10 protein-coding genes and 3 pseudogenes are annotated in these 16,208 nt (G+C 72.5%); 4 read left to right on the top strand and 9 right to left on the bottom strand.

The window, feature by feature from the left end; all coding sequences use genetic code 11:
* Positions 1-55 precede the first annotated feature (55 nt).
* The 3 genes from GLX30_RS21495 to GLX30_RS21485 all read right to left on the bottom strand — a co-directional run bounded on the left by GLX30_RS21495 (position 56) and on the right by GLX30_RS21485 (position 2,336).
* Complete coding sequence (locus GLX30_RS21495; protein ID WP_100107426.1) at positions 56-238, bottom strand: Trm112 family protein; 183 nt, start codon at positions 236-238, stop codon at positions 56-58.
* 187 nt (positions 239-425) lie between these two features.
* A complete protein-coding gene (locus tag GLX30_RS21490; RefSeq protein WP_159691445.1) occupies positions 426-1,787 on the bottom strand; it encodes a phosphomannomutase/phosphoglucomutase in 1,362 nt (453 codons plus the stop codon).
* Between the two features lie 123 nt (positions 1,788-1,910).
* Complete coding sequence (locus GLX30_RS21485; protein WP_159691442.1) at positions 1,911-2,336, bottom strand: DUF3499 domain-containing protein; 426 nt, start codon at positions 2,334-2,336, stop codon at positions 1,911-1,913.
* Between the two features lie 272 nt (positions 2,337-2,608).
* Here GLX30_RS21485 and GLX30_RS21480 point away from each other — a divergent pair.
* Positions 2,609-3,036 (top strand): annotated as a pseudogene (locus GLX30_RS21480) (metallopeptidase family protein).
* Between the two features lie 65 nt (positions 3,037-3,101).
* On the opposite strand, the gene GLX30_RS21475 reads toward GLX30_RS21480, so the two are convergent.
* The 3 genes and pseudogenes from GLX30_RS21475 to GLX30_RS21465 all read right to left on the bottom strand — a co-directional run bounded on the left by GLX30_RS21475 (position 3,102) and on the right by GLX30_RS21465 (position 9,022).
* Positions 3,102-4,712 (bottom strand): DUF5719 family protein, encoded by a 1,611-nt coding sequence (locus tag GLX30_RS21475; RefSeq protein ID WP_159691439.1) that lies wholly within the window; start codon positions 4,710-4,712, stop codon positions 3,102-3,104.
* A 3,064-nt stretch (positions 4,713-7,776) separates the two neighbouring features.
* Positions 7,777-8,535: pseudogene (locus GLX30_RS36225) on the bottom strand (glycosyltransferase family 2 protein); the annotation flags it as partial.
* 223 nt (positions 8,536-8,758) lie between these two features.
* On the bottom strand, positions 8,759-9,022 hold the full coding sequence (locus tag GLX30_RS21465) for a WhiB family transcriptional regulator (protein ID WP_053557226.1): 264 nt from the start codon (positions 9,020-9,022) through the stop codon (positions 8,759-8,761).
* A 631-nt stretch (positions 9,023-9,653) separates the two neighbouring features.
* Between GLX30_RS21465 and GLX30_RS21460 the strand changes: the two genes are divergently transcribed.
* From GLX30_RS21460 to GLX30_RS21450, 3 genes are read left to right on the top strand one after another with little or no spacing between them, the layout of a single operon-like run.
* On the top strand, positions 9,654-10,148 hold the full coding sequence (locus tag GLX30_RS21460) for a cysteine dioxygenase family protein (RefSeq protein ID WP_159691436.1): 495 nt from the start codon (positions 9,654-9,656) through the stop codon (positions 10,146-10,148).
* A 30-nt stretch (positions 10,149-10,178) separates the two neighbouring features.
* Positions 10,179-11,135, top strand: a complete 957-nt coding sequence (cofD, locus tag GLX30_RS21455; RefSeq protein ID WP_159691433.1) for a 2-phospho-L-lactate transferase — start codon at positions 10,179-10,181, stop codon at positions 11,133-11,135.
* On the top strand, positions 11,132-12,430 hold the full coding sequence (locus GLX30_RS21450; protein ID WP_159691430.1) for a coenzyme F420-0:L-glutamate ligase: 1,299 nt from the start codon (positions 11,132-11,134) through the stop codon (positions 12,428-12,430). The genes cofD and GLX30_RS21450 overlap by 4 nt, the downstream gene beginning before the upstream one ends.
* Before the next feature lie 38 nt (positions 12,431-12,468).
* On the opposite strand, the gene GLX30_RS21445 is transcribed toward GLX30_RS21450, so the two are convergent.
* From GLX30_RS21445 to GLX30_RS21435, 3 genes and pseudogenes are all read right to left on the bottom strand, one after another.
* Positions 12,469-13,476 carry a DNA-3-methyladenine glycosylase 2 family protein gene (locus GLX30_RS21445; RefSeq protein ID WP_159691427.1) on the bottom strand — a complete coding sequence of 336 codons (1,008 nt, stop codon included), beginning with the start codon at positions 13,474-13,476 and terminating at the stop codon, positions 12,469-12,471.
* Between the two features lie 9 nt (positions 13,477-13,485).
* Positions 13,486-14,577: an NDP-sugar synthase gene (locus GLX30_RS21440; RefSeq protein WP_159691424.1), complete on the bottom strand. Its 1,092-nt coding sequence runs from the start codon at positions 14,575-14,577 to the stop codon at positions 13,486-13,488.
* A 113-nt stretch (positions 14,578-14,690) separates the two neighbouring features.
* Positions 14,691-16,071 (bottom strand): annotated as a pseudogene (locus tag GLX30_RS21435) (peptidoglycan recognition protein).
* Positions 16,072-16,208 lie beyond the last annotated feature (137 nt).

Raw genomic sequence — 16,208 nt, 5'->3', positions numbered from 1 at the left:
GGGCGCCGTCGTACCGGGCCCGCGGTCCGTCGCACCACCGTCCGTCGGTGCCGCCTTATGCGGGGCGGCGGGCCTCGTCGACGAGAAGGACGGGGATACCGTCCCTGACCGGGTAGGCGAGGCCGCAGTCCTTGCCGGTGCAGATCAGCTCGGGCGTGTCGGCTGCCGTGCGGTCGTCGAGCGGGGCGTGGCAGGCCGGGCAGGCGAGGATCTCCAGAAGGCCGGCTTCGAGCGGCATAACAACGGTGTCCCTTCGGGCATGTCGCACGTCGGACGGAGCGGTTGCGCTCGCGTCGGACGTGCGGTCACGGTGTGGCGGATCAGGCCTCGTCAGCCTACCGCCGGGGGCGGTGTGCGGCTCGTTCTGGGGCGGTGTGGGCGGGCGGTACGGGTGGGGACGGCCGCCCCCACCCGTACCGGTGGGCTCAGGCCCGTACGAGCGCCAGCACCTCGTCGCGGATCTTGGCCATGGTCGCCTCGTCGCGTGCCTCCACGTTGAGCCGCAGCAGCGGCTCCGTGTTCGAGGCGCGCAGGTTGAACCACCAGTCCGCGGTGGTCACCGTCAGCCCGTCGAGTTCGTCGGCCGTGGCGTCCTCGCGGGCGGCGAAGGCGGCCTTCACGGCCGCCGCCCGTCCGGCCTGGTCGTCGACCTTGGAGTTGATCTCGCCGGAGGCTGCGTACCGGTCGTACTGCGCGACCAGGTCGGACAGCGTGCCGTCCTGGGAGCCCAGCGCCGCGAGGACATGGAGCGCGGCGAGCATGCCCGTGTCGGCGTTCCAGAAGTCGCGGAAGTAGTAGTGCGCCGAGTGCTCGCCGCCGAAGATCGCCCCGGTTCGGGCCATTTCCTCCTTGATGAAGGAGTGCCCGACCCTGGTGCGCACCGGCGTGCCGCCGTTCTCGCGGACGACCTCCGGCACGGACCACGAGGTGATCAGGTTGTGGATGACCGTGCCGCCGGCGTGCTTGGCCAGCTCCCTGGAGGCCACCAGGGCGGTGATCGCCGACGGTGAGACGCCCTCTCCCCGCTCGTCGACGACGAAGCAGCGGTCCGCGTCGCCGTCGAAGGCCAGACCCAGGTCCGCGCCCTCCTCGCGCACACGCGCCTGGAGGTCGACGATGTTGGCCGGGTCGAGCGGGTTGGCCTCGTGGTTGGGGAAGGTGCCGTCCAGCTCGAAGTACATCGGGACGAGCGTGAGCGGGAGCGGGCCGAAGACGGTGGGGACCGTGTGGCCGCCCATGCCGTTGCCCGCGTCCACGACGACCTTCAGGGGACGCATGGCCGACAGGTCGACGAGCGAGAGCAGGTGCTCGGCGTAGTCGGTGAGCGTGTCGCGCTCGGTCACCCTGCCCGGTGTCCCGGCGGGGGCGGGGGCGCCCTGCTCGGACCAGGTCTCGACGAGACGGCGGATGTCGGCAAGACCGGTGTCCTGGCCGACGGGGGCGGCACCCGCGCGGCACATCTTGATGCCGTTGTACTGCGCCGGGTTGTGCGAGGCGGTGAACATGGCACCCGGGAGTCCCATGTGTCCGGAGGCGAAGTACAGCTGGTCGGTCGAACAGAGTCCGATGAGGGTGACGTCGGCGCCGCGGGCGGCGGCGCCGCGCGCGAAGGCGCCCGACAGGCCGGGCGACGACGGCCGCATGTCGTGGCCGACGACGATCGCGTCCGCACCCGTCACCTCGACGAAGGCAGCACCGAACAGTTCGGCGAGCGACTCGTCCCACTGATCCGGCACCACCCCGCGGACGTCGTACGCCTTCACGATCTGCGACAGATCAGCAGCCACGGCCCAACCCCTTCTGAAGTCCATGCGGTCACCTCAAACTACCCTTACGGGGCCGTGGCATGGGGCGTGGACCGGGTCCCGCCGCAAAGCCGTCGGACGGGCGGGTGTGCGAGGGGCGGCGGGTCAGGAGTCGGGGGAACGCAGCACCCGGAGGTGGCCGCGGCGCGCGACCTCCATGGGATCCGCCGAACGCCGACCGCCCTGGCCGCCCGCTTCCGCCGTACGTTGGGGCCGTGCCGCCTCGCGCACCGCGTTCGCGAGCGCTTCGAGATCATCGCCGCTGGGGCGGGCCGGGGCGGAGCCGTCGGTGAGCCGGACGACCTCCCAGCCGCGTGGAGCCGTCAGCCGCTCGCTGTGCTCGGCGCACAGGTCGTAGCAGTGGGGCTCGGCGTAGGTGGCGAGCGGACCGAGGACCGCAGTCGAATCGGCATAGACGTACGTCAGTGTCGCGACGGCAGGGCGGCCGCACGCGGTGCGCGAACAGCGACGTACAGGGCTCACGACGTTGGACGGTACCGCACTCTTGAGCGGGCTGCGACGACTCTCCACCAGGTCACTCCCCGTGTCGTGGTGTGACATCGGACATATCGGCTGTTCGGGCAACTGGCCTGACCTGCACGGAGAGAGAACCACACCGGAGACGGCCCGGCCCCGCGCGGTCACGAGGTGGAGTGAATCAGATCAATTGAGGCAAGAGGGACGATCACGGGAGTCGTGGAATCGGGCTCAACGTTGGCCGAAATGCTCAATCGGCGACAGGCGGGCCGGCCCCGGCCCGGAGACGATCGCCACGGTCCACGGAGAGCTACCCTGCGTCAGTGATGGACAGTCCCGTACCCCCCGACCGGCAGAGCCGAGGCCCCGCCGCCGTGACCGCCATGGAAGAGGCATGCGCGGCCCCGTCGCTCCCCCGCAGGTGCCGCTCTCGGCCAGCCGGGCCGAGACGTTCCGTGACCTGGTCCAGGACTCGGTGGAGAGGCTGGAGCGGCACTGGCCGCAGTTGGCCGACGTCGACTTCCTGGTCCTGGAGGTCCCTGGTTCGCCCGACGAGTCGGTGCCCCTGGGCAGTGCCGTCCCGGCCGCCAAGGACCGGCCCGCGCGGATCATGATCTACCGGCGTCCTGTCGAGATCCGGACAAAGAACCGCGACGAACGGGCACTCCTTGTGCACGAAGTGGTCGTCGAACAGGTCGCAGAGCTGCTGGGGCTGGCCCCGGAGTCGGTCGATCCGCGCTACGGGCAGGACTGACGGAGGGCCCGGAACAGGGACGGCCGGAGACGTACGGTGGCGGCCGCGCCGGCCACCCGAACGCGTCAGTCGTCCAGCACGGAGAGATCCTGTTCCGCCTCGGGCACGGCCACCATCCCGCGGTCGTCCGGCAGCGTCTGGACGGTGAACATCGGGATGCCGTCCTCGGCGATCTCCAGCGACCGTGACGCGTGCACCGGCCCGCCGGACACCGTCTCGACCGTGAGCGCGTAGGAACCCTTGAGCCCGGCCGGCACCGGCGCGGGCACGGCCAGCGTCGTCCCGGCCTTCACCGAGTACGTCTTGACGACCTGCGTACCGCCCTCGGTCCCCGCCGACGCGGTGACCTTGACTTCGGCGGCCTTGCCCGCCGCCACGAGCGACAGCTGGGAACCCTTGGCCCGGTTGTCGGCCACCGTGGCACGCTGCCCCACCGGCGCGGCGGCCGGGATGAACGCGACCTCCTTCTTGTCGCCCTCGCCCCGCACGACGCGTAGCGCGGCCACCACCGGGGTGGCCCGGCGGCCCTCGGCCGGGCCGAGGACGAGGGACCCGGCCTCGCCCCGGGTGACGTCCTTCAGGTCGAGGCTCGCCGTCATCCCGGACTTCACGTGGAGCGTCTCCGCCCCGGCCGGAGTGATGGTGCCCGTCGCACCTGCCAGCCGCACCTGGAGCTCCGCATCGTCGTCACCGGGGGCGAACGCCACCAACTGCACGGAGGTCGCGTCCGCCGGGATGCCGGGCAGCACGGCCGTGCCCGCCGGGTCGGCGGAGGCGGCCAGCCAGTCGCTGCCGCTGTCCTCCTCCGCGGACCGCACGACGGCGCCGACCCGGCCGGTGCGGGTGGTGACGTGGACGGTCACGTCCTCGGCCCGGTCCGCCGTCAGCGTCGACAGCAGGACCGGCAGGCCGGCCCCGCCGGGAACCGGGATGCCCTCGGCCACGGTGCTCTTCAGCACGCCGTCCTTGCCGTAGAGCTCGACGTCGACGACGGCGGCGGTGTCGTCCGGATTGGTCAGGTGCACGTAGTCCTGGCGCTTGTCGGCCAGTGAGGCGCCGGGGAACCAGAAGTCCGTGTCCGGTGCGGTGCAGCTGACGCCGAGGAGGCCCCGGCCGCTGCCCGCGGAGACGGCGGTGGTCTGCTGCGCGGTCCACCCGGGGGCGAGGCGGCCGGTGGCCGTCCCTACGAGCGCCGGGGCCTGGCCACCGCTCTCCTCGGCCGAGACCGGCTTGCCGGGCTCCTTGAGGGCGAGGAGGGGCTTGTCGGACACGGGCTTCCGGGCCTCGTCCGCCGTGTCCTTGTCGTTTTCCTCGTCCTTCTCGGCCTCGCCGTCCTTGTCCGCCGGCGCGGCGGCGGGATCGGCCAGCGTGGCCGCGGACGGCCGCAGCTCCGCCGTGTCCGCGCCGTCGCCTGCCGCCTCGCCGGCGGCGGCCCCGTCCTCGGCGTCATCCTCCGCCCCGGCCTTCATGACCGGGGTGAAGGAGGTGTAACGCGTCTCCGCGAGGTCCGCGCTGCTGGGGGCCGGGCAGAGCAGGCTGGAACGCTCGACGGGCAACCGTGCCGGAGCCGCGGCTTCCGTGGTCGGCTCCCCGTCCGGTGCGGTGAGCGAGGCGAAGCCGGTCACCGCGGCGAGGGCCGTGGCGACGGCGATCAGGGAGATGGTCGTGCGCTTCACTCTGACTCGCCTCGCGTCGTGCCGGGGGCTTGCGCCGGGGGCTGGGGGTACGGGCCGCCGTTCGCGTCGCCGTAGCGGTACGGGTCGTACTGCCCGTCCTGCTGGTACTGACCGTCCTGCTGGTACTGACCGTCCTGCTCGTACTGACCGGGCTGCTCGTACTGACCGGGCCGGTATTGCCCCTCGGACCCGTACTGCCCGTCGGATCCGTACTGGCCGTCGCCGTAGGAGGCGGCCTGGTAGGGGTCGGACTGGTACGGCTGCTGGTAGCCGGGGTCGCCGTACGCCTGGTCCCCGGCGTACGGCTGGCCGTCGGCGTACTGCTGCTCGCCGCCGTTCCCCTGGCCGTGGCCCGCGGCCTCGCCGTACCGGCCGTCCGTGTACTGCTGCTGGTCGTACGAGGTGCCGTACGGCGCGTCCGCGTGGGTCTGCGTGTCCCACTCGCCGTACTGCTGCTGCGGCACCGCCGCCGCCGGGTACGCGGGGGCTGCGCGGCCTCCTGGTCGTGCTCCGGCGTCTGCGGCCAGTCCTGAGCGGTCGGCTCCGCCTCCTCGGCCTCCGCCTCGGCCTGGGCCCGCAGCCTGCGCGCCCGGCGGCCCTCACCGGAGACCGGCTGCTCCGGCACGGCCACCGGCTCCTCGGGCAGATCGTCGTCGATCTCCCGGCGCCGGCCGGGCAGGGCCAGCACCAGCAGCACGAGGGCGAGGAACGCCTGGACCCAGATCCAGGCCGTGTGCGTGGCGGGGTCCTCGTACGTCAGGTCGAGGCGGCCGCCCTCCGCGGGCAGTTCGAAGCCCTGCGCCCAGCCGTCCACCGTGGTCTTCTTCAACGGGCGTCCGTCGAGCGTCGCCTGCCAGCCCTCCGCGGCGCGGTCCGCGATGCGCAGGATCCGGCCGGAGCCGCCGACGGGGATCTTCGCGTGCGCCTCGACGGCGTCGGAGGCCACGGGCAGCGGTTCGTCCTTGCCGGTGACGATGGTGGCCCTGGCGACCTGGCGGTCCACCCGCCACAGCGCGCTGCCGTCGAGCTGGCTGAGCCGGCTCAGGCCGGGAGTGGCATCGAGGACGCGGCTGGTCTGCCGGGGGGCTCCGTCGCGCACCAGCACGTAGCGGATCGCGAAGCCGCTGAGCTGGCTGGTCTGGTCGGCGCCGGAGCCCGCGACCAGGTTGGCGACGATCTTGTCGAGCCGGGCGTCGCCGCCGGCGGTCTCGGTGAGCTCGGCGTCGCCGAGCCTGGCGCCGGAACCACGTACGAGTGTGTAGGAGACCTTCGCGGCGGAGGCCCCCCCGAGGACCAGCGTGCGCGGCTGGTCCTGGGTGTCGCTCTCCTCCGCGACGAACGCCGGCACCTGCACCGGGTCACGCCGCTCGAGGGGGCCGCCGGCGCCGCTCAGCATCCAGTTCGCGGCGGCGACGACCGGGGCCAGGCCCGCCGCCAGCGCGACGAGGGCGGCGACGGGCTGCCGCCAGCCGAAGCTCTGGGCGGCGACACGGGTGCGGCCGCCCTCGGCGCCGAGCACGGCGGCGGCCAGCAGGGCGATGCCGTAGACGAGGGTGGCGGGTCCGGCCCAGCCGGCGCCGCTGTCGCCGGAGCCGTTGACGAGTGCCGCGAAGACCAGGCCGACGAGTGCCACCGCCCAGGCGCCGCGGATCGCGAACTGCCGCTCCTCGCGCAGCAGAGCGCCGAGCGCCGCGAGCACGATGCCGATCATCAGGAGCCCGCCGACGGTCCCCGGGCCGCCGGGGCTGAGGCCCAGCAGGTCGGTCGCGCCCGCGGCGCCGCCGTCGTACGCGAGCCCTGCCTCGCGGAAGAAGCCGGAAGGGCTGGTGAGCAGCGACAGCGACCAGGGGGCGAGGACCAGCATCGGTGTGCCCACGGCCGCTACGAAGCGCAGCGCGTAGGCCGTGATGTCACCGCGCCGCAGCACCAGGACGGCGATGCCGATGACGACGGCGATCGGCCATACGACGGGCGTGAAGGCCGTCGCGAAGGTCAGCAGCAGGGCGTACGCCCAGGTGGCCCGCCAGCTGCCGCGGCCGCTGCCCTGGACGCGCAGCCCGTGGGCGGCGACCGCGGCACGGGCGATGAGCGGCAGCACGATCGCGAGGACCGCCGTGCCGAGCCGCCCGGTGGCCAGCGCGCCGGTGGCGGCGGGCAGGAAGGCGTACGCGACGCTCGCCCACGCCCGCAGCAGCCGTGAGCCGACGATGGGGCGGGAGGCGAAGTACGCGGTGAGGCCGGCGAGCGGGACCGAGCAGACGAGCAGCACGGTCAGGGCGAGGCCCGTGGAGCCGAGGAAGAGCGCGGAGAGCACCGCGAGGACGGCCAGATAGGGCGGCGCCGTCTGGGTGCCGCCGGTGCCGATGGGATGCCAGCTGTCGGCGTAACGGCTCCAGAGGTCGAAGACGTCGGGCGGGGCGGGCAGCAGGGCGCCGCCGGCCAGCGCGCCGCCCGCGAACAGTCCGCGGCAGGCGACGAGCGAGGCGACGAGGAGCAGGGCGAAGAGGAGCGGCCCGGGTTTGCGGGCGATCTTCTTGAGCCTGGCGAACTGCTCGATCTCCAGGAAGTCCGCGTCGTCCCCGCCGGGGCCGGATTCCACGGCGCCGTGCCGGGAGCCGCCGGAGTCGGCGTCCGAGCCGCCGAAGCCGGAGACGACCTGCTCGACGGTGGCGCGGACGGTCGCGCCGGGCGGCGGGAACAGGGGACGCAGTTCACTCGCCTCGACGGTCCGCCGGGACCGTCTGCGGCGCCCGGCCAGGATGCGTTCGGGGCGCAGCAGGACGCCGAAGAGTCCCATGACCTCGTCGACGGCCTGCCCGGGCACCTTGCCGACGAGGTAGGCGAGGGTGCGCAGCAGCGTGCCGAGGACGATGCGCAGCAGTACATAAGGCAGCGCGACGCCGCGGGTGTTGGTGAGCAGCGTGTAGACGGCGCCGGCCTTGTCGACGCGGTGCGGGCTGGCCACGGACCGGCCGGCGCAGTCGACGGTGCGGCGTTCGCGGGCGGCGGCCTCGGCGTGCCGCAGTACGGCGTCGGGTGCGATCAGGACGCGGTGCCCCGCGGAGTGGGCGCGCCAGCACAGGTCGACGTCGTCACGCATGAGCGGCAGTCGCCGGTCGAAGCCGCCGAGTTCCTCGAACACGTCGCGTCGTATGAGCATGCCGGCGGAGGAGACGGAGAGGACGGAGCGCACCTGGTCGTGCTGGCCCTGGTCCTGTTCGCGGCGGTCGAGTCCGGTCCAGCGCCGTCCGCTGTTGGCGATGGAGACGCCGGTCTCGAGAAGCTGCTTGCGGTCGTACCAGCCGCGGAGTTTGGGGCCGACGATCGCGGCGTGCTCGTCGGAGTCGGCGACGCGCAGCAGTTCGGCGAGGGCGTCGGGCTCGGGCGCGCAGTCGTCGTGCAGGAGCCACAGCCACTGGACGGGCTCGCCGTGCGGCAGCTCCGGCATGTCGTACGCCTCGTCGCGCCAGGTCCTGCTGACGGGATCCCAGCCGCTCGGCCGCTTCAGATACGGCAGTTCCTCGGGGGTGAGGACGCCGGCGGTCCGGGCCGCCTCTTCGACGGCGGTGCCGAAGCCGGTACGGCGTGCAAGGTGCAGTACGCGGTCGGCGCCGAGGGCGTCGGTGAGCAGTCGGGCCGAGTCGTCGGCGCTGCCGGTGTCGGCCGCGACGACGTTCTGCACGGGGCGTTCCTGGCCGATCAGTCCGGCGAGGGCATCGGGGAGCCATCGCGCGCCGTCGTGGGAGACGAGCACGGCGGTGACTACGTGCCGCGGGAACTCTGGCGCGGCTGCCGGAACAAACGCGGCTGTGGTGGCGGACATTGAGGTACGGGCCCTCCGGCCGGGGTCACCCCGTAGGGGCTCTGGTGCGTCACGGACGGGGCCCCACACTAACGGCTGGCATGTGGACGGTCCGCAGCCTGTGGACAACCCACAGACGGCGGACCGTTCGTTACGTACACAGTTGATGCAGTTGTACCGTTTGAGCCGGTCGCGATCGGGCGGCTCGAGCCGGACGCTGTCGGGCGGCGGAAGGGGCGGCGATTCAGACGGCGGCCTTCTTCAGCCGCCGGCGTTCCCGCTCCGAGAGGCCGCCCCAGATTCCGAATCTCTCGTCGTTGTTCAGGGCGTATTCGAGACATTCGGAGCGGACCTCGCAGGCGAGGCAGACCTTCTTGGCCTCGCGGGTGGAGCCGCCCTTCTCGGGGAAGAAGGACTCGGGATCGGTCTGGGCGCACAACGCGCGCTCCTGCCAGCCGAGTTCCTCGTCCGCGTCCTCGACCAGCAGTTGTTCGAACAGCTCGGTCATGTGCGCCCCTCGTCTGTCTTTGCGTCCCCGTGATGTTGCCGCGATCGTTTTCGGCCGAACGACACGAGTGAAATTACAAGTGTGTAGCTCCGGGCCAGTCAAGCCGAGATCTGCTATTGGGCCCGGTATTCACTCTGCGGAACCAAGGCTATGCGGAAAGTGTTCAAATCACCAAAAAACATGACACATGCCAGCGGCCTGCTCCGCGCCCCGCCGTCCCTCGAAAAGGAAGACGCCAAAGACATCGATCTTGTTTCGATCGAGCCGGCGAAGCGATCCGGATCACAGTCCGATCACTTCAGGCCGGATGACGTTTGCAAGCAGGGTTGCTGCCGCATGTGTCCCCACCTTCCGCTGCACAAACCTTTCTCCGTTCTCCGTAACCGGAAAAGGTGAAACATTGCCGCCAAATCGGGCATTGGGTTGACAGTCGATGAGCGCAACCGTCACCTTTGATTTCATGCCAGCGACCACAGCGCCCCTCGCGACCCGCCTCCGCGGGTTCCGCAGCGCTGTCCAGGCGCGCTGTTGCTGTTGCTGTTCCAGCTGTTGATGCCTTCGCGCTCCAGCTTCCGCGTCTCCTTCCTGCTCTGCGACACCCCCGCACTTCTGCTGAGGAACCCCCGCACCCATGAACAGCGACAGCGACCTCCAGATCGCCGGCGACATCCTCGCCGTACAGCACCTGCTCCAGCCCGCCCGTGAGCACCCGGCCACCGTGGCCGAGTTCGCCGGCCTCGCCCGGTCCATCGCCGCCGACCGCGCGCAGTGGGCACACCTCGTCGAATACGACGCCACCACCCGCTGGTACCACCGGCTCGGCACCGGCCCCGGCTACGAGGTCTGGCTGCTCAGCTGGGTCCCCGGCCAGGGCAGCGGACTCCACGACCACGGCCCGTCCTCCGGTGTACTCACCGTCCTCGAAGGCGAGCTGACCGAGCGCACCGCACGCGGCGAGCGCTCACTCGCGGCCGGTGCGCAGCGGGTCTTCGCCCCCGGCTACGCGCACGAGGTGGTCAACGACTCCCTCGAACCCGCCGTGAGCCTGCACGTCTACTACCCGGGCCTGACCGAGATGCCGATGCACACGGCCGCGCGCTGCACGACGGAGACGGTTCCCGTCTGACGACGCGGCGGCACCTGCAAGGATGTCGGCATGCGCATTGTGGTTCTGGCCGGCGGCATCGGCGGCGCCCGTTTCCTCCGCGGTCTCAAGCAGGCCGCGCCCGAAGCGGACGTCACGGTGATCGGCAACACCGGTGACGACATCCATCTGTTCGGACTGAAGGTCTGCCCCGACCTCGACACCGTGATGTACACGCTCGGCGGTGGCATCAACGAGGAGCAGGGCTGGGGCCGCGAGGACGAGACCTTCCAGGTCAAGAGCGAACTCGCGGCGTACGGGGTCGGCCCCGAGTGGTTCGGCCTGGGGGACCGCGACTTCGCCACCCACATCGTCCGTACGCAGATGCTGAGCGCCGGCTACCCGCTCAGCGCCGTCACCGAGGCCCTCTGCGACCGGTGGGACCCGGGCGTCCGGCTCCTGCCGATGTCCGACGACCGCGTGGAGACCCATGTAGCCGTGACGCTCGACGGCGAACGCAAGGTCATCCACTTCCAGGAGTACTGGGTGCGGCTGCGGGCCTCCGTGGCCGCCGAGGCGGTCGTCCCGGTCGGCGCCGAGCAGGCCAAGCCCGCGCCCGGAGTACTGGAGGCCATCGCCTCCGCGGACGTGATCCTCTTCCCGCCGTCGAACCCCGTGGTCAGCGTCGGAACGATCCTTGCCGTGCCCGGCATCCGGGAGGCCATCGCGGAGGCGGGCGTACCGGTCGTCGGCCTCTCCCCCATCGTCGGGGACGCGCCCGTGCGCGGGATGGCCGACAAGGTCCTCGCCGCGGTGGGCGTGGAGGCTACCGCGGCGGCGGTCGCACAGCACTACGGCTCCGGGCTGCTCGACGGCTGGCTCATCGACACGGTCGACGAGCCGGCGGTCGCCGCCGTCGAGGCGGCGGGCATCCGCTGCCGGGCGGTGCCGCTGATGATGACCGACGTGGACGCTGCCGCCGACATGGCCCGGGCGGCACTGGCGCTGGCCGAGGAGGTACAGGCGTGAGCCCGGCGTCGTACCGGGTCTGGGCGCTGCCGGGACTCGGCGAGGTCCGGCCCGGCGACAACCTCGCCAAACTGATCGCCGCCACCTCGCCTGGACTGGCCGACGGGGACGTGCTGCTCGTCACCTCCAAGATCGTCAGCAAGGCGGAGGGGCGGATCGTCGAAGCGGCCGACCGCGAGGCGGCCATCGATGCGGAGACGGTACGGGTGGTCGCCCGTCGCGGCGCCCTGCGCATCGTCGAGAACCGGCAGGGCCTGGTGATGGCCGCGGCGGGCGTCGACGCGTCCAACACCCCCGCCGGCACAGTGCTGTTGCTGCCCGAGGACCCGGACGCCTCCGCCCGCGCGATCCGCGAGGGCCTGCGCGACGAGCTCGGCGTCGACCTCGGCGTCGTCGTCACCGACACCTCCGGCCGGCCCTGGCGGACCGGACTGACCGACATCGCGATCGGCGCGGCGGGCGTGCGGGTCCTGGACGACCTGCGCGGCGGCACCGACGCCCACGGCAATCCCCTCAGCGCGACCGTCGTGGCCACCGCCGACGAACTCGCCGCCGCGGGCGACCTGGTGAAGGGCAAGGCCGAGGGCCTGCCGGTCGCCGTCGTCCGCGGCCTGCCGCACATCGTGGGCGACGCCGGCGAGGACGCGAGAGCACTCGTGCGGATCGCCGCCGACGACATGTTCCGGCTGGGCACCTCGGAGGCGATACGGGAGGCGGTGACACAGCGCCGCACGATCCGCGAGTTCACCGACGAGCCGGTGGACGGCGGCGCGGTACGGCGCGCGGTCGCGGCCGCCGTGACGGCGCCCGCGCCCCATCACACGACGCCGTGGCGCTTCGTCCTGCTCGAGTCGGCCGACTCCCGCCGCCGGCTGCTGGACGCGATGCGCGACGCCTGGATCGAGGACCTGCGCCGCGACGGAAAATCGGAGGAGTCCGTCGCCAAGCGGGTCCGGCGCGGCGATGTCCTGCGCAACGCCCCGTACCTCGCGGTGCCGTGCCTGGTGACGGACGGGGCCCACGCCTACGGCGACGAGCGCCGGGACGCCGCCGAACGCGAGATGTTCGTCGTCGCGGCGGGCGCGGGCGTGCAGAACTTCCTGGTGGCGCTCGCGGGTGAGCGCCTGGCATCGGCGTGGGTCTCTTCGACGATGTTCTGCCGCGACGTGGTTCGGGAGGTGCTGTCGCTGCCGGCGACATGGGACCCGATGGGTGCCGTGGCGATCGGCCACGCCGCCGTCGCGCCGAAGGCGCGTCCGGCACGGGAGGCCTCCGCTTTCATCGAGGTCCGCTAGGAAACCCGCCGGCGGCCCAGGACCCGGCCGCCCGCCGGTCACCACGCGGCGATGTCGACCTTGCGCATCTTCGGTTCGCGGCGCGGCGGGACGCGGCCCCCCAGCAGGATCAGGCGGGCCGCACGGTGGCGCTGGCCCTCGTAGGGGGCGAGCAGCTCCAGCATCGCCGCGTCGTCCGTGTTCCGTTCACCGGCCAGGGAGTAGCCGACGATCCGCGGCAGGTGCAGGTCGCCGATCGTGACCGCGTCGGGCGCGCCGTTGCTGCGCTGGATCACCTCCGCCGAGGTCCACGGGCCGATGCCGGGAATCAACTCCAGCCGCGCCATGGCCTGTTCGGGCTCCATCGCCGCCGCTTCCTCCATCCGGCGGGCCACCCGCACCGCGCGCAGGATCGTCGACGCGCGCTTGTTGTCGACGCCCGCGCGGTGCCACTCCCAAGACGGGACGAGCGCCCAGGTGCGCGGCTCGGGCATGACGTACAGGCCCTGGTCCGGGCCCGGCGCCGGTTCGCCGAACTTGCGGACCAGCAGGCGCCAGGCCCGGTAGGCCTCGTCCGTGGTGATCTTCTGTTCCAGGATCGAGGGGATCAGGGACTCCATGACGAGCCCGGTGCGCACCAGCCGCAGTCCCGGCCGCCGGTGCTGCGAGGCTGCGACCAGCCGGTGCCGCGGGGTGAAGGCCTCCGGCTCGTCGGACGCCCCGAGCAACTCCGGAAGCCGGTCGAGCAGCCACTCCGCGCCGGCCCCCCATGCCTCGGCCTCGACGGTGCCCGCGCGCATCGCGACGTGCAGTGTCCCGGGCCCGGCCGGGGTGCGGCTGGTCCGCCAGGCCGAGCCGTCCGGGGTCGTACGGAAGGTGGGATCGGCGGGGCCCCGGCGCAACGGGCCGAGGACCAGTCCGAGGTCCAGGGGCCACGGCGGGGTCCACCGCCGTGTGCGGGCGGCGGCGGCCGCGGCGGGGACCTGTCGTGGTATCGCCGCGGGTACGCCCGTGGCGCCACCGCGCACGGTGGCGCGGCTCGTGTCCGGTCGGAAGCGCCCTGCCATGCGGCCAGGCTACTGGTCGGAGGAGAAGCGGACCGCGCCCGCAGGGAGCACCGCGTCGCACCACACCCGCGCGCCGTCCCTGAGCTCGTTGTCCTCACCCACGACAGCGCCGTCCCCGACGACCACGCCGGAGAGCACCGTGCGCGCCCCGATGCGCGCGCCGGCGCCGACGAGTGAGTCGCAGATCACGGCGCCCGCTTCCACGACCGCGCCGGCCAGGACCGTGCTGCCGTCGATCATGGCGTCCTCGCCGACGACCGCGCCCTCGCCAACCACGGTGCCGCCGGTCAGCTTCGCACCCGGCGCCACCCGCGCGGTCGGCAGCACCAGTTGGTCGCCGCGTCGGCCCGGAACGGCGGGCGAGGGAGCACGGCCCAGGACCAGGTCGGCCGAGCCGCGTACGAAGGCGTGCGGCGTGCCGAGGTCCAGCCAGTACGTGGAGTCGACCATGCCCTGGAGATGCGCTCCGGCGCTCAGCAGCGCCGGGAAGGTCTCGCGCTCGACGGAGACGGGCCTGCCCGCCGGGATGGAGTCGATGACGGAGCGCCGGAAGACGTAGGCTCCCGCGTTGATCTGGTCGGTGACGATCTCCTCGGGCGTCTGGGGTTTCTCCAGGAACGCGGTGACGCGCCCGGTCCCGTCCGTCGGCACCAGGCCGAAGGCGCGCGGGTCCTCGACACGGGTGAGGTGCAGGGAGACGTCGGCCCCGGACGAGCGGTGGGTACCGACGAGGGCCTCGATGTCGAGTCCCGTGAGGATGTCCCCGTTGAAGACGAGGACCGGGTCGTCGGGGCCCGACCGCAGCCGGGAGGCGACGTTGCGGATGGCGCCGCCGGTGCCGAGGGGCTCCTCCTCCGTCACGTACTCGAGGTGCAGCCCCAGCGCGGAGCCGTCGCCGAAGTACGGTTCGAAGACCTCCGCCAGGTACGACGTGGCGAGCACGATGTGCTCGACGCCCGCCGCCCGCGCCCGCGCCAGCTGATGGGTGAGGAACGGCACGCCCGCCGCCGGGACCATCGGCTTCGGGGTGCGGACGGTGAGCGGACGCAGCCGGGTTCCCTTGCCTCCGACCAGGAGGATCGCTTCTGGGGCCAGGTTCAATGCGTTCTCTGCTTCCTGCTGGGGCCGGGCTGGTCACGTTTGACCGGCAAGTTTATGAGTTGCGTCCACGGCGGCTCGAGGTGCGTCCGCCGTGGCCCGGCCCCGTCCCTCCGTCAGCGGCCCTGGAGCTTGGCCGAAGCCGTTCTGGCGGTTCCGAGCCGGCTGTAGAGGCGGCCTCCGGGGCAGTCCGTGACGTAGCCGTCGCGGTGTCCGGAGATGGCGTTGAGCTTGACCTTGACGCCCTTCGCGTACTTGCCGCTGCCGGCCGATGTGAGCGTCACCTTGCCGTTGGGATTGATCCCGTTCAGGCCGAGCTTCCATGCGGTCAGCTTGGCCACGGCGGTCACCGCGGCCTGCGGCGGATTGGAGGAACTGTACGTGCCGAGCACGGCGATGCCCGTGCTGTTCGTGTTGAAACCCAGCGTGTGCGCGCCGAGCACCGGCTTGGCCACGCCTCCTGCCCGGCCTTCGTAGATGTTTCCGCACTTGTCGACGGCGAAGTTGTAGCCGATGTCGCGCCAGCCGCTGCTCTTGACGTGGTAGCGGTAGATACTGCGGATAACGGAGGGGCCTCCTTGCAGGTGTAGTTGTTGCCGGTGGCGCTGTGGTGGACGAACGCGGCCTTCACCGAGCCCGTGTAGACGAACGTCTTCTCCCGCCACGACTCGTCGGCCCCCACCCCTTGCGGGTCACGATGGCCGGCCGCGGGCCGATGTACGGCTTGGCGCCGGCCGCGAGATCGCCCGCGAGCAGGTCACCCGCCGCGGCCGCCTCTGCCTCCGTGTCGGCCTGGTTGAGGGCCGGGATCTCGAGTCCGCCGACCGGGGAACGGCCGACGGTGGGCTCCGCGTCGGGGCCTGCCGCGACCTGGTCGGTGTCGGGTTCGGGGGCGATGTCGGTGTCGGGGGTCGTGTCCGTGTCGTGGGTCGTGTCCGTGTCGGGGGTCGCAGCGGCCGGGTCGTCACCGGGGTCGACGAGTTCGAGGCGCATGCCCTCGGGCAGTCCTCTCGAGGTGCCGTCCTCGGCCCGTACGCGTACCTCCACGCCGTCCGAGGCGCCGACCCACAGCGGGGCCGTGGAGCCGCGCACCGAGCGCGACTCGCTCTCGGCGGTGCCGGGGTCGGCCGCGTGCTCCGAGTTGTGCGTCTCGACCTGCTGCCAGTCGGACCAGATGCCGGACCCGGACGCCCGGGCGCGTACCTCGACGGTGCCGTGGAGTTCGGTGAACGCGTCCTCCCAGACGAGGCCGACGAGCGAGAACGGGTCGACGTCCTGCTCAGGAAGGCCCATTTCGGGGGCGTCGGCTGAACGGTCCGAGGGGGTTTGGCCGATGGCCTTCAGTGGCAGGGACTGGGTCGAGCCGGGCACGTCCGGTGCTTGTGGGACCGCGGCGGCCGGCAGGGGCGCGGCGGACGCGCCGGAAGCGAGCGAGAGCGGAATGGCGAGCGCGGTCGCGCACACCACTCCGACGGAAGAAGCCAGGTATCCACGCATGGCAAGGATCCTGGGCCGGTGGGGCGGGCCTCGCTCGGTGGCAAACTCCCGGCGGACCGGGGGCCTTTCGGGCCGACCGGAGGACACCGTCACCCGAGCGGCCGCCTCCGCGCCGGGCGGCGGCGTACGCTTGCGCG

This window comes from Streptomyces sp. Tu 2975, assembly GCF_009832925.1.
In the GTDB taxonomy this organism is placed as follows: Bacteria; Actinomycetota; Actinomycetes; order Streptomycetales; family Streptomycetaceae; genus Streptomyces.
Note: the sequence above shows the minus strand (reverse complement) of the source record. Positions and strands in the feature narration are given on the sequence as shown.

Excerpts from the sequence above, each read along its gene's own strand:
- GLX30_RS21465 (WP_053557226.1), bottom strand. The coding sequence starts at position 9,022 with ATGACCGAGCTGTTCGAACAACTGCTGGTCGAGGACGCGGACGAGGAA.
- GLX30_RS21495 (WP_100107426.1), bottom strand. The coding sequence starts at position 238 with ATGCCGCTCGAAGCCGGCCTTCTGGAGATCCTCGCCTGCCCGGCCTGC.
- GLX30_RS21445 (WP_159691427.1), bottom strand. The coding sequence starts at position 13,476 with ATGGCAGGGCGCTTCCGACCGGACACGAGCCGCGCCACCGTGCGCGGT.
- GLX30_RS21460 (WP_159691436.1), top strand. The coding sequence starts at position 9,654 with ATGAACAGCGACAGCGACCTCCAGATCGCCGGCGACATCCTCGCCGTA.
- cofD (WP_159691433.1), top strand. The coding sequence starts at position 10,179 with ATGCGCATTGTGGTTCTGGCCGGCGGCATCGGCGGCGCCCGTTTCCTC.